The sequence below is a fragment of the Komagataeibacter intermedius TF2 genome (genome assembly GCF_000964425.1).
Taxonomy (GTDB): domain Bacteria; phylum Pseudomonadota; class Alphaproteobacteria; order Acetobacterales; family Acetobacteraceae; genus Komagataeibacter; species Komagataeibacter intermedius.
In genome coordinates, this window is sequence record NZ_BANF01000341.1 from 1 (window position 1) to 297 (window position 297).

Genomic DNA, 297 nt, shown 5'->3' on the forward strand with positions numbered 1-297 from the left:
AATGAGAATTCAGGCAGCTGTTTTTAGTTTCTGGGCGGGGGTTAGCCCGCTGTTCCCCATGTTGGGTCTGTCATGGTTATATGTCCAGAGCCATTGTGTTGCGACCTCCTGCACGTCCTGAATGCTTTCAAACAAATACTGCTCCAGCCATTCCTGCCGGACAGTTCTGTTGTAGCGTTCAATATAGGCGTTCTGCTGCGGATTGCCCGGTTGCGTATAGATCAGGGTAATCCCCTGTTTTTCGGCCCATGAAACCAACGTATGACTGACATATTCAGGGCCATTATCCATTCGGAT

The 297-nt window shown here is 49.5% G+C and carries 1 protein-coding gene; it reads right to left on the bottom strand.

What is annotated here, in order from left to right; translation table 11 throughout:
- Positions 1-9 precede the first annotated feature (9 nt).
- Positions 10-297 (bottom strand): integrase core domain-containing protein (locus B7449_RS17465; protein WP_048883937.1); only part of this gene is annotated, 288 nt, incomplete at its 5' end.